6 protein-coding genes are annotated in these 14,738 nt (G+C 34.6%); all 6 read right to left on the reverse strand.

Features of this window, described 5'->3' with window-relative positions; all coding sequences use genetic code 11:
- Nucleotides 1-5: 5 nt before the first annotated feature.
- Nucleotides 6-7,214, reverse strand: a complete 7,209-nt coding sequence (gene sov, locus J2X17_RS13375; RefSeq protein WP_310298847.1) for a T9SS outer membrane translocon Sov/SprA — start codon at nt 7,212-7,214, stop codon at nt 6-8.
- Between the two features lie 23 nt (nt 7,215-7,237).
- Nucleotides 7,238-7,819, reverse strand: a complete 582-nt coding sequence (gene ruvA, locus J2X17_RS13380; protein WP_053471666.1) for a Holliday junction branch migration protein RuvA — start codon at nt 7,817-7,819, stop codon at nt 7,238-7,240.
- Between the two features lie 66 nt (nt 7,820-7,885).
- Nucleotides 7,886-10,177, reverse strand: coding sequence for an NADP-dependent malic enzyme (locus J2X17_RS13385; RefSeq protein WP_310298864.1), 2,292 nt, complete (start codon nt 10,175-10,177; stop codon nt 7,886-7,888).
- A gap of 159 nt (nt 10,178-10,336) precedes the next feature.
- Complete coding sequence (locus J2X17_RS13390; protein WP_074659705.1) at nt 10,337-10,762, reverse strand: CBS domain-containing protein; 426 nt, start codon at nt 10,760-10,762, stop codon at nt 10,337-10,339.
- A 365-nt stretch (nt 10,763-11,127) separates the two neighbouring features.
- Nucleotides 11,128-12,033 carry a PorP/SprF family type IX secretion system membrane protein gene (locus tag J2X17_RS13395; protein ID WP_310298852.1) on the reverse strand — a complete coding sequence of 302 codons (906 nt, stop codon included), beginning with the start codon at nt 12,031-12,033 and terminating at the stop codon, nt 11,128-11,130.
- 50 nt (nt 12,034-12,083) lie between these two features.
- Nucleotides 12,084-14,738 (reverse strand): T9SS type B sorting domain-containing protein (locus J2X17_RS13400; RefSeq protein WP_310298855.1); only part of this gene is annotated, 2,655 nt, incomplete at its 5' end.

The raw sequence follows: 14,738 nt of genomic DNA on the forward strand, positions 1-14,738 counted from the left end.
AAAAATTAATTTCCGAAATTATATCGAAGTGTAAATCCTGATCGAATGTTAGTTAACGGAAACGAAGTTGATATTACAGCTTTTGAGAACGAATGATCATAATAAAATATGGCAGTCAGGTTTTTGCTAAACGCATAATCAGCTGTTAATTTTATTGCCCAAATATTCTGACCAGCTGCAAGCTGATTGTTATCATAATCTAAATAGCGAACTAAAGTCTGACTATTTCTATAAGAGAAATCAGCTTTTATATTGATATCACTTTTAATGATTCCTGTTGGATTATCAGCAAGTCTTGATGAAATAATAACATCTTTAAAACGGTAACCCAAACCAACAACATACTCCAAATCTTTAACTTCTGTCAATAAATTATTGTCAAAACTCATTGATAATGCCCTAGCTTTTTTAACTTCAGTCAATACTCGTAATGAACTTTTTAACTCAAAATCCATTCGAATAAGTGGACTAAATTGCTCCACTAAATTGACATTTGACATGATTGTCTGGTTATAGAAATTGGTGTTTACATCCTGTCCTCCCGGATTCTCATTATAGTCGAAGTTTGATCTAAACTGATTGATGGTATAAGATGCTCTATAATTATGTTGTAACGAAAAACGCTTAAACTTATCTTTAAAATATTTATAACGCATTAAACCATTATACTTTATACTCCAGTTTGGAATAGGAAAACTCCTGAAAATATCTGTTGAAGAACTAGAAGCATTTCCTCCAGAATAGGCTGCCAAAAACGAAGGCAATAAAACAGCCTGATTGCTTTTTGTAAACCCTATTGGATAGCCTTGATTAGCAACATATATTTTATAATTCGGATCTGTATCTGCCGGAATTGGATTGTTTGCATCTCCATATCTCGGAATTTCAGCTCCACCATAATGCTCTTCGGCAAGACGATTTGCAATAACTAAACGGTTATTCCTGAAATCATCAAATGCTGCCGACTGTATTTCATCACTAGTCGAAAAAGATGTTTTAATTAAGACGGTAGAAATAGAAAACATTCCATAAGTATAAGGTGAAAGAGGCGTATATAAATTATCTTTCGTCTCGTCTACAAAATATTGCTCAGATGAATTTTCAGAATAAGCACGGTCCATTGACAGGTCAATCCTTAAATCAGGCAATAAATCAACATTGGCTGTTACTTTCAAAAGCTTATTCGTAACCTGCGTGAAATTTTGGTTGAAATTATCATACGTAGTCAACCAACCATTTTTAGCTGCTTCGTAACGAACATCATCCTGACTTCCAAAAATAAATCCTAATGATGGTTTTGATGTACCTAAGAAACCAATACTTGGCGTATAACCCGGTAAAACGGTTCCGTTGTTTTTAGTATAATTAACCTGAATATTTTTTATACTTGTCAAAACCCCAATCAGACCATCATAAAAAGGGCTGCTACCTGTTATTGGTCTAGGTGTATTCACTACTTTTTCTCCTGGTTTTGGTGGCGCAGTTGCTTTAGGTTTTGCAGATTTTGCCCCTGGAGTCAAACCTAAATACTTATACAACATATTCATATTGAATGTTGTTGTAAGCGTATTTGAGTTCGCGTTTTGAATTGTGTTCCCTAAATCAAATTCATTACCATTTGGATCTACATATTGAGACAATGCCGTTGAAGATCGCTGCCAGCTATAATCAGCAGTATAAGAATAACCCGCTTTTACAAAACTAAAAAGTGGAATTTTATTAATTGGAATATCATAATTCAAAATTAATTGCTGTAAATGTTGATTTGGTGTTCCTATATCCCAATAACTATCCCAGATATTAAAATCTTCTTTTGGAGTATTATCCTCGTTTAAATAATTTTTTACAATATTATTTGAAGCTGCATTATAATTTATTTTTAGAGATTTTGTCAGATTGTATCCAAAACCATATTGATAATTAAAAGCAAAATTTCGTCTGTAAAGCGGATCCAGTCCAAGTCCTAGATTCTCAACTTCTCTATATTGCTGGCGATTACTTTGTCTTAAAATATTTGTATTGAAAGTTATATTAGCTGGCAAATAATTAAAATTAAAATCACTTAATAATTTCCAATACTCGCTTTTCTTCATGAAGGCAGTCTGTTTGAAAGGAACTACTTCTTTTGGCTGAAAAGTATAGGCATAATTTATGGCTGTATTTGACTGCTCATCTTCATAATCTTCAACTTCATAATCATGACGTTCCACCTGATTGTATGATTGTGAAAATGTAAAGTTTTCTACATCATAAACATGCGGTTTCTGCTCTGCTGCTCTGTCTTTTCTTACCCCAATAAAATTGATGCTTTTTCTTTTCGTATAATCAATAGCACGAGTCCTGATATTTTCCTTTTCATCTTCATTAGTAGTTTCTTTTAACAATTGATCAAGTTTTATATCCTGATTAAAAGGATCATATTCCGGTGTAATTACCTCTTCTCCAATAGCATAATTAAAAGGCACATTTATCCCCCATTTTTGAGGCAATAATTTTCCTAAATTTAGATTTGTTACGATGTTATATTGTTGAATATCTTCGCGATCTCTTTCATTCGCACCTTGCTCTAAAGACCCAAAACCAATTGTACTTTTTCGACCTGTAGCAGAAATTGTAGCAAAATCAGCCATATTGGTATCAACACTTAATATTGCTGCCATTCCGCCTTTATTCTCCAAATCAGCCATACGAAGTTCGTTAAACCAAACCTCACCTTTGATGTCTTTATGATCAGCCTTACTTTTTACCCCAACCATTAAATTTCGCACCAAACCAAAGTTAGGATTTCCTTTTATCCCTAACTTTAATCGGCCATCTCCATCGCCCCCGCGAGCATCCGGGTCATCGTCTGGATAATAAACGCCATTTATATCTCTTTTTGGTGAATTTATATCTAGAGACATCGCCTTAATTTTCATGCTTGTCAATAATTCTAATGCTAAATCAATATCATTATCTTCAATCCAAACCTGGTCCGGGCTGATAGAACATGATCCACCTGTTCTTGTTACCTTTAAAGGAATTTCGACCTGATAGAAGTTTTGCGTAAAATCATTTCCAAAACGGATGAATCCAACCATTTCGTCATCTTGTAATGTATTTTCATTAGGTAAAGATTCAGCATGCAAAAACATTTTAAGTTTTTTATACTGACGCATATCAACACTAACATTTTTAAAAACCGCTCTTGAGTCCTGATATTGTAAACCTGTTCCTCCAACGCGCAATGCTAAAGACTGCTCATTTTGATTTATAACTGTATTATTATTATACAATTGTTCTCTTTGAACACCTGGTGGAATAACATAATTTACAGGACATTTTGTACTGTTTTCCTGAATATTAACTGCAGCAACATCAAATTCAGTACCATCATCATCAGGATTTGTATCGTTACCATCTAAAGTTCCAGTATATCTTCTCCACTCTCCTCTTACTAAATCTAAGGCACCAAAACGCACTGTCATCTGATCGTTAAAACCGGTCATAAACATACGCATGAAACGAATAGATCTAAAATCGGTAATATTTCCAATTGTATTTTGAGGCTTAGAAACAGGAATTTTAAACTGAATCCATCTTGCATTTGTTGTTCCTCCGTTTGGCAGCTCAACATTACTTACTTCACGAATATCCGTAATGTAATTTTGTCCGACCTGCATTCCTGGTTTTAAGTCAATACTATATTCGTAATACGCATTAATCGTACTCATTGTATTGTCACGATTAATATCCTCAACGTCAGGCAATGTTGTTGCTCCACGATTTGGATCATCAATGCTTACAGCTGAGTTTCCTTCAACACCATTGTATTTTTTATAGCGATCTAAAACTCCGCCATCAGTATTTAGATAATACGTATAGTTATCCCCTGCAGGGTCTTCTTGCACTCCATTGTTGTAAATTGAAGCTTCTTTAGAATCCGGCAAACCATCTAAACCAACATCTTGATTCTGACGATTTCCTGCGTTGGTATCAAATGCATAAATTAAAGACTGTGAAGCCGGAACATCTCCCCAAAGCGGTTGCGGATTTACCATTACCTGATCAGGTCCAAGTCCGTTTTCATATTGTTTTCTTCCGTCTTTTAAAACGTCTTCAGATATTTCACCTAAATTAAAATAAATTTTACCGGTATTTGTCAATGGTGCTTCACCGTTTCCAACATACGGATCAAGTACCCAAAACTGAATATACTCGACATTTCCCTGCTCAAAATTGGTCGAATTTAGCGAACGCATAATCCCTCCAAAATTTGAAGTTTTAGGATCTGTATTAAAGCTTGGACTGTTATTATACGGTCCGCGCTCAGAAGGAAAATAAGTTAAATCGAGCGTATTAATAACCTGTATTTGTCCCTGGGCAATATCTGTGTTTGGATACAACTCTTTACTGTAAATTCTCCTTGTTGTATTTAAAGACAAATCGTCGTTTGAAATACCAGATGGTTTTGAAGTATAGAAAACAGGATCAATAGTGTACCATGCTAATTTTGAACGCTTATAACCGTATTCTAAAGTATTTGAATTGGCATTAAAAGTATTATCATTGATCGAATTCAAATAAGGTGTTGATGCCAGACTCCACGCATACGCAGATCGCATATCGATTGTAGATTGTGAACCTTCAAAATCATCAACATATATAGTAGCTTCCCCTTCAAAATCACTTGCTTTTGGTGCATCTGGTTTCAGGAAAGCAACTTCTCCTCTTATCGAAAGATTCGAAGGAACATCAGTATCAATATTTGGTAATTTATTGACCAATCTGGTAAAAAATGGAACTTCTGTTGCGTAATTTCCGTTGAAACCAAAAATCGTATTGTTTACAGATTCCTGACCATAACTTGATTTTTGTGTAAAAGGACGCTCAGACATTTTCAGATAAGTTCCTCCAACTACAAAATTCTCCGAGATTTTATGTTCAACATTGAAACCCATAAATCTTCGGGTTTGCTGCCCAAAAATTGAGTTGTTTTCTAATGAAACTTCAATAGGTGTATTGGATGCCTGAAGTGACGGATCTAGAATCTGAACTCTACCTAACTGATAATCGACACTGTAATCAATCCCTTCTACCAGTCTTCTACCCGCCGCCATAACAACTACAGAGCCCTGTGGTACATTAAATGCCCCAATCGGAATACCATTACTTCCAGATGATTTATATTTTCCTCTTAATAAGAATTTATTTTTATCACTGTCCTGTAACGCAGCAGATTGCGTATTTCTATACATATTCCTAAATACATATTTTTGCTGGTTTGGATTATAGGTTGATGGATCATTATAATTTTCTACAGAATTTTGATTCTTTAACTTCTCAAATAAACGTTCTCCAAAAGGTTCTTTTCTTGTAAAAATAATTCGGCCATTTTGAACATCGACTGTAATTCCCGGGATATAATCAAAGAATCCATCCCCACCGGTTTGAGGATCATTATTGTAATTTAATCGGTCTAAGTCAAAAACATTTAATAACGGAGTATCCTTTAATAGCATGTCAGGTTTTGGAGGAGGATTCGAAGGAAAGTCTGTTCCTGCAACCGGAGTAATATAATTTATTGGCGAAGGATCAGTATAAAGAATATTTAACCTGAAATCATCTTGTTTTATTTGATAAGCTTGTGGAATTTGATAAACGTTTTTCATCATCAAATTCCAAACCGGATTCTGAACGTTAGTCAAATTACTTTTCAGCATTTTTAAAATCAAACTTTGTGAGATAATGGCCTGATTCGAATTATTATTTCCAGTAACGACTGTTGCATCCACACCATCGCTGCCAAATTCACCAACCTGATAGATTTTACCTCCAACAGTATACTCGAAAGCAACCGCCAAAATCTCATCATTTGCCAAACGCTGCTGCAAAGAAATATATCCGAGTTGTGGGTTAAAAGTATATTCGTTTGCCGTTAATTTTCTGGCATTTTCTAACACGGAATAATCTGTTCCTTCACTAACATTTGTGTTATTGAATCCAGATTTTGCCGTTACAATTTCTCTAATATTTGAATTTAAATAAGACCCCGGCTGCCCAATTGTGGCCGGATCATATTTATTGTTATCATTATCTGTTGGAGAATCGGGTTGATTATTAAAAAATCCCGTCGGAGAACTTATAACAACGACTTCATTGTCCGGAATTCCGGAAATTTGCCCCTCTCCTAAATCCTGGAGTGCAATAATATTTCGTAAGTTATTACTGGTTGTGCTAACCCTGTTTTGTTTATTGGTAACCCAAACTTCTAATCTTGTGATCTGTACACGGCTATCAATAAATGGATATTTTTCTAAAGAAGTGTCGTATAAATTTCTAAAATATTGTGAAAGAAAAAAGTGCCTGTCATTATCATAATCTAAAGCATAAAGATCAAAATTCTGAACGGTCCCACCTCCTTCGGCTACCACACTCTTAGTTTGTGATTTTTGTTCTGAAAAAACACCTGTTACTGTAGTTTTACCAAATTGCAATTGCGTTTTAACTCCGAATAAACTTTGTGCACCACGAATTAAAGTACTATTCAGCGGCATGCTTACATTACCAACTTCTACTTTTTGAATAATATCATCTTCTGATGGAGTATATGCCAGTTTAAACAGGTTTTGAAAAGCAAATGTAGACTGCGTGTCATAATTTGCATTTACTTCCAGACGCGTTCCAACCTTTCCCATTAAACTCATGCTGATTCTCTGATCAAAATCAAAAGTCAGGCTAGATCTGTTTCTTGGAGAAAATGCAGGATTATCTTGTTTGGTATATCGGATTCCTAAGTCCATTTCGACAGAACCTGTTGGTTTCACGTCGATTGTATTACTACCGAAAATGCTTTCAAAAAGACTTGAATTGATATAATATCTTGGTAGTAAATCTTTTTTGGCAGTTTCACTTCCTGTTTTTTTACCATCGATTGCATCCATTTTTTTTCTGAAATAATCTCTTCTGGATTCTTTCAAAACTAAATCTTCGTACTCTTTTGGCGTTAAAATAATGGGATAATCAATTGAAATTCCATCTACAGAACTCGTATAAATATATCGATCAGTTACAGGATCGTATTTATAAGCAGACAAAATACTAGGTGGATTTTGTAGTTCTACCTTACCAACTGAAAACTGAGTTTTTGTTGTATCTTGAACTGACTGATTTACCTGGGCGCGTAAAAAATTACCGCAAAATAAAAACAGTAATAAAATACAAATTTTACGCATACAGATATTTGGTCTTAATTGGTTTACAAGCTTTTCAAGGCTTTTTTGATGATGGTTTCAACGGTCGCTTCAGGATCTTCTTTGACTATCTTTTCGACTACTTTTTCTGAAGTTTTTCGGACGAACCCTAAAACTTCCAAAGCAGATAACGCTTCATCACGATTTGTATTGTTTTGCACAACAGAAACTTCATCTAAATCGTACAATTTTAACACTTTTTCTTTTAAATCAAGTATAACTCTTTGTGCAGTTTTGTTCCCAATCCCTTTAATTGACTGAATAAGTCCAACATCTCCGGAGGCAATTGCATTTATAATTTGTCTGGGTTCAATCGAAGACAGCATAGTTCTTGCAATATTAGCTCCGATACCCGAAACAGACAACAGCATTCTAAATATTTCACGCTCCGATTTTTCAACAAAACCAAATAAAGTATGCGCATCTTCTTTGATTTGAAGATGCGTATACAATTTTATAAAGTCAGCATTAGGAATTAATGAAAAGGTATGTAAAGATATGTTTACATGGTATCCTACCCCTCCACAATCAATTACAACTTCTGTTGGATTTTTTTCCACTAATTTCCCTTGCAAATGTGCTATCATAATATAATTTATAGTCCCAAATATAATAAAAATAAGACAATAAATATTTGCCCATTAATATATCGGCTATTTAGCTAATTTATTTTTTTTATTCTCTTTTTCCTGAGCGTCAATAACTGCAATTGCAGCCATATTAACCATTTCCTCAACACTGGCACCTAATTGAAAAATGTGAACCGGTTTACCCATACCCATCATGATTGGACCAATTGAATTTACTTTATATAATTCTTTCAATAATTTATAAGTAATATTAGCTGACTCTAAGTTAGGAAATATTAAAGTATTTACTTTTTTTCCAGCCAATTTAGAAAATGGGAATTTCTCTGCAAGCATTTCCTGATTCAAAGCAAAATCTGCCTGAATTTCTCCATCAACAATTAAGTCTGGATGATTTTTATGCAGATAAGCAACCGCTTCTCTAACTTTTGAAGCACTTTGACTTGTTGAAGATCCAAAATTCGAATAAGAAACCATCGCAATAACTGGCTCAACTCCAAACATTTTTGCAGTTTTGGCAGTCATAATTGCAATATTAATCAAATCTTCAGCAGAAGGATTTATATTAATTGCTGTATCTGACAAGAACATTGGCCCGCGAGATGTCAACATCATATTTGCAGTCGCAACCAATGACGCATTATGTGCTTTTTGAATTAATTGTAACATTGGTTTTACAACACTTGGATAACTTCTTGTATGACCTGTAACTAAAGCATCTGCTTCACCCTCATTAACCATCATCGCAGCGAAATAATTTCTTTCACGCATGATTTTTTGAGCATCTAATAGCGAAACACCTCTTCTCTCTCTTGTTTCCCAATATGATTTAGCAAATCTATTTCGTCTTGCTTCCTCTTCGTTGGTTTTTGGATCAATGATTTCAAGTTCAGCATCAAAACCTAACTCTGCTTTTAGTTCTAAGATAACTTCTTTATTTCCTAGTAAAATAGGAAAACCAATTCCGTCCTCATAAACAATTTGTGCCGCTTTTAAAACGTTTAATTGATCTGCTTCTGCAAAAACAATTCGTTTCGGATCCATTTTAGCACGGTTTGTCATCAAGCGAACCATTTTATTATCATTACCCATACGTTCGCGGAGCACATCTTCATAAGCTGCCCAGTCTGTGATCGGATTTTTGGCGACTCCAGATTCCATTGCTGCCTTTGCAACGGCTGGTGCTACTACTGTAATTAATCTTGGGTCAAATGGTTTAGGAATAATATAGTCCTGACCAAAACCTAATTTGGTTGCTCCGTAAGCTACATTTACTTGTTCAGGAACTGGTTCTTTTGCTAAAATTGCCAACGCTTTAACCGCAGCCATCTTCATAGCTTCATTAATTTTAGTGGCTCTAACATCTAAAGCCCCTCTAAAAATATATGGAAAACCTAAAACGTTATTTACCTGATTAGGGAAATCTGAACGTCCTGTAGCCATTATAACATCTTTTCGTGTTTCTACAGCTAAATTATAATCGATTTCCGGATTTGGATTTGCCATTGCAAAAACAATCGGATTATCTTTCATTGTCAATAACATTTCTGGCGACAAGATACCTCCTGAAGACAGTCCTATGAAAACATCAGCTCCTTTTATGGCTTCTGCTAACTCAATTTTAGCACCGTCAAAAGCATACTTCAATTGCAATTCTGACAATGCAGGATTATCTTTTGTCAAAAGTCCTTTACTGTTAAACATTAATATATTCTCAACCTTTACGCCTAAAAGAACATATAAATCCGTACAAGCTATCGCTGCAGATCCTGCACCTGAAACTACTACTTTTACATCTTCTGCTTTTTTTCCTGCTAATTCAAGTGCGTTGATTAAAGCTGCCGATGATATAATTGCTGTTCCGTGTTGGTCATCATGCATTACAGGAATATCCAATTCTTCTACCAGTCTTCTTTCTATTTCAAAAGATTCAGGTGCTTTAATATCTTCCAGATTAATTCCTCCAAAAGTTGGAGCAATATTTTTTACAGTCTGAATAAATTCTTCTATATTTTCAGTATTAACTTCAATATCAAAAACGTCAATATCAGAAAATATTTTAAAGAGTAATCCTTTTCCTTCCATTACTGGTTTAGATGCTTCAGGACCAATATTTCCTAACCCTAAAACAGCTGTCCCGTTTGAAATAACGGCAACTAAATTTCCTTTTGCTGTATATTTATAAACGTCATCTACGTTTGCTGCAATCTCTAAACATGGCTCTGCAACACCTGGCGAATAGGCCAACGAAAGATCTCTCTGGGTTGCGTATTTTTTTGTTGGAACTACCTGAATTTTTCCTGGAGTTGGCTCTGAATGGTACAGTAACGCTTCTCTTCTTTTACTCTCTTTGTTCATCATTTTTTAGCTTTTATTCTAGCGTACAAAGATATAAGTCTTGGCTTAAAACGGCGTCATTTTATAGCTTTCTTTTGTTAAAATAACATTTTGGCAGGTCAAAAAAAAATAGTCCAATGGAATTTGGACTATTTATCAAACTTTATTTTTGAATTCTATTTACTGTGAAATATAAGAATTTAAATGATTAATTGTGTCTTTCTGAATTTCAATAATAGCTTTTACAACATCACTGATCGAGATAATTCCAACCACAATTCCGTCTTCTAAAACCGGTAAATGTCTGATTCTTTTTGTACTCATCAGCTCCATACAATCCTCGATATTATTGGAAAGATTTACAGAAAAAACATTACTTTCCATAATTTCATGCACAAAAGTCTCTTTTGACGACTTGTCTTTCAGAACAATTTTTCGGGCATAATCCCTTTCAGACAATATTCCTTTTAGGTCGGTTCCGTCAATCACAAGGATAGCCCCTATGTTTTTTTCTCCCATAACTTTCAACGCTTCGTAAACCGTCGTTGTTGAAAGTACTGAATAAACATTTTTCCCTTTTGCGTTTAGTATTTGATTTACAGTCATATCTGAAAAATTTTAGGACTATAAAGTTAAAAAAAATTGCAGATAAATAACAGCGATTCTAGTTTTTTAAGACGTAACAAATTCATTTTAAACATAATACATGTAATTTAACATTTTGAAAAACTTTCCAATAAAGAAAACGACATATTGTTAAGTTTTTTTGTGAAAAATACATTGCTTTTGATTTTCAATAGTTTAACCAATAAAAGCCCTTTTCTTAAGATTAGGAAAAATGGGCTCTTTTTATGACATCTAAATAAACATAATCACGCTTTTTATCTGCTTGTCTTGTATTGAGTGTTTTGTTCGTTTAAATTAAAAAAAAAAGTGAACAAGTTAATTTTAATTCTAATAATCGGTCTAATTTAAAAGAATCTTGGGGAAGTCATTTTACCATAATTTTTAAAAAACTCATAGCGAAGGAAAATTTCGTGTGATCCTGAACTGTATCGTCTTAAATTGGTCGTTTCATGATCATATCCATAACCAATATATAACCCATCCGAAACCTGAAAACCAGCCATAGCACTTATTGATGCACTCCAGCGATACGCAAGACCAAGAACAAATTTATCGTAAAACATAAAATTGCCCGAAACATCAACTTGTAACGGTGCGCCCTGAACCATTTTTGTAAGCAATGCCGGCTTGAATCTGACATCATAATTAAGATCAAAAACATAACCTGCCATGAAATAATAGTTTATTTTATCCTTGAAAATGGCGGTATCGTTATCATCATAACGATTGGTTTCGATAAAATTCGGAACAGAAAATCCTAAATAAGCTTTATCAGAATGCCAGTAAACACCAGCTCCAATATTAGGGGTAAATTTATTATCCAAGTCTTGAAACTGCGGATCGCCCTGATCTTCAAAACTTAACTTACTTACATCCAAATTAAAAATATTGGCGGTAGCTTTTATTCCGAAGGAAAGTTTAAAGGTTTCAGAAGTTGGAACACTATACGATAAATCAGCCGAAAGTGTATTTTCATTCGTAGGTCCGATTTTGTCATTTACCAAAGAAATTCCCAAACCTAATTTACTATTATTTAAAGGCGTATTCATTGAAAAAGAGCTTGTTTCCGGCGCGCCATCAAGGCCAACCCACTGTGTACGGTATAATCCGAAAACACTTAATACACCCCGGGAACCAGCATAAGCTGGATTTACTGAAATTGTATTATACATATATTGTGTAAACTGGGCATCTTGCTGTGCTGAACACACAACTGAAAAAAACATTAAAACAAAAATTAATCTTTTCATTTAGTAAACTTTAAAAACGGCTTAGTAAAAACTAAACCGTTTATCATTTTTTATTTAGTGATATATAAGTAACCGGATAACTCGTGAAGATTTGAATCACTGTCCTTATATTTCAGGATGTAGAAATAAGTTCCGACCGGAAGTCCGTCAGCTTGTTTTATGGTTGAGCGTCCTGCTGAGATTCCTATGAAAGCTCTGTCTTCGTTATTATAATGATCAGTATCAAATACTAAAACTCCCCAACGGTTATAAATTTCAACTGTATTATCAGGATAACATTCGAGTCCCTGAATATAGAATCTTTCATTTTTTGAATCTCCATTTGGAGAAAAAGCATTAAGAACTTTAATTTCACATCCATTTAAGGTTAAAATGGTAGGCTTATCTTCTGCGTTAGTCGAATCATCTGACTTATCATCAACAATAACACCTCTTTCACTCTTACCTTGTACAATTGCCTGATTGCTCACGCTTCCGAAGTTGATATCTTTTTGGGTGATTTTATACTTCGCCGTAAAATTGCTATCATCAGATTCGTTTACATCTAAATCAATTGCATTTCCAGAAAGTACAATTCCTGTTAAAGGATCTGAAACCGTAATTCCTTTCAACGGAACATTTCCGGTATTGGTTACTTTAAATTTATAAGTAATCGTTTCGCCTGCATTCGCAAATCCGCTGGCATTTTCGTCATTAAATATTGCTGTTTTAATAATTGCAATAGCTGGTACTTCAACAAAAACATTTAATGTTGCAGTAATGCAATTCGATGAATTCGCTTTCTCGCAAATCTGGTAGATTAATGCATAATTTCCTCCCGGCGTATTTGGTTTCACATTTACAGTCCCATCAGTATTAAATTCAAAATAAGGACTTTGCGGAATATTTTTAATTACAATATTTGCCGGATTAATTACTAATCCATTCAATAAATCATTTTCCAAAACATTGATAAACTCAAGTGATCCATTTATTCCGTCAACACTTGTTGCTGTATCATCTGTAGCGATGATTTGTTTTGTAGGTGCTGGAGGAGGCGGAGGACTAACGTTCGACACATCAACACTTACAGTTGCCTGACTGCAATTAGATAAATTTAAAGCATCGCAAATTTGATATGTTAGTTGATAATTACCTGACGGTGCGCCCATTTTTACTTGCACCGAGCCATCCGCGTTTAAAATCAAATATGGATTTGCAGTCACAGTGCTTAAAACGACACTTGAAGGATTCACGACTGAACCGTTTAAGGTGTCATTATTAAAAACATTTATGGTTTTATTTGTTCCTGCAGTATCATTATTTGCCTGTATTACAAATGTTGGTCTCGCATTACATTGTGGTGTAGCCGGAGGATAATTCACAACAACATCTACGGTAGGGTTTAATGAAAACTGCATTGTAACACCAGTTCTTGTTTTTTCAAATCCATCAGCTCCTTCAATCCACTGACCATTTGCTAATAACCAACCCGGCCAATCAATACCGATTCCGTTATTATCTACAACTGCTCCCGGCCATAAAATATTTCCACTCAATGGTAAGTTGGTTTGAGTTGCAACAACATTATTTGCACTATCAATCCATTTTATAGTCAAAAGATTATTTGGTGTAAAATTATCTGCCGTTACATTATAAGATACATACGGAACATCATTTGAGCAGTAACTATTTGCTGTTACCGTCATCGTTGGCGCAATTACCGTAACCTTTATTGAAGCAGAACTACAATTTGTCGGATTCAATTTTTCACAAATTTGGTATATTAATTCGTAAGTTCCCGCTGGTGTATTCGCTCCTAAAATTGCAGTTCCATCTGGATTTAATGTAACAAACCCTGTTGGATCTGCTGTCAATACTGAAAGATTCATATCAGCTAAAACAACTGGTAAATTGTTATTTGTATCGTTCGCAAAAACATTTATAAGTATTGTCGGCTGGTTTACTCCAACTACTGATCCAATGGTGTCACTATTTGCTTGTAAAACACCTCCTGTTACCACAACTGCTGAAATAACTCCATCGCAATTTGTTGGATTGTTTACCTCGCAAATTTTGTATTCAACACTGTACATTCCTGCCGGAGTTCCTGCTCCAACTTTTACGGTTCCGTCAGCATTAAGAATTAGTCCTGTCGGAAATGATACCGGGCTAAGAATCACTTCTCCTGGATTTGTTCCGATGACAACCGCAGCTCCATTTAAGGTATCATTTAATACCAATGAAGGTGTTGTTCCACCGATCGTTCCGTTTATTGGAGATGTCGTTTCTGTAACGGCGTCGATTATTGGAGCAAAAACTGTTATTGTAACTGAGGCTATACTGCAATTAGTAGGATTTGATTTTTCACAGATTGTATAATCAAATGAATAAGTACCTGCAGGAGTTTGAGGATTAACCGTTACTGATCCAGTAGTAGTATTGAAATTTAAAACCGATGGTAAAGTATTTGACAAAGTAAGATTTACATCATCTGTAATTACATTACTACAATTTAAAAAATCATTACTTAATACGTTTGAAACAGCGGTTCCGCCTGTATATCCATTTAATGATAATACAATATCATCATTAGCTTTAATTGGACCTACTACTTTAACGGTTTGGGTACAGGTTTGTGTATTTCCCGCTGCATCTGTAGCAGTCCAGGTTACAATTGTGTTTCCTATTGGAAAACTTGACGGTGCATTATTGGTAACTATTAC

It is taken from the genome of Flavobacterium aquidurense (assembly GCF_031458035.1).
Classification (GTDB): Bacteria; Bacteroidota; Bacteroidia; order Flavobacteriales; family Flavobacteriaceae; genus Flavobacterium; species Flavobacterium aquidurense_C.

Coding starts and splice junctions, on each gene's coding strand:
- sov (WP_310298847.1), bottom strand. CDS start 7,214: ATGCGTAAAATTTGTATTTTATTACTGTTTTTATTTTGCGGTAATTTT.
- ruvA (WP_053471666.1), bottom strand. CDS start 7,819: ATGATAGCACATTTGCAAGGGAAATTAGTGGAAAAAAATCCAACAGAA.
- J2X17_RS13385 (WP_310298864.1), bottom strand. CDS start 10,177: ATGAACAAAGAGAGTAAAAGAAGAGAAGCGTTACTGTACCATTCAGAG.
- J2X17_RS13390 (WP_074659705.1), bottom strand. CDS start 10,762: ATGACTGTAAATCAAATACTAAACGCAAAAGGGAAAAATGTTTATTCA.
- J2X17_RS13395 (WP_310298852.1), bottom strand. CDS start 12,033: ATGAAAAGATTAATTTTTGTTTTAATGTTTTTTTCAGTTGTGTGTTCA.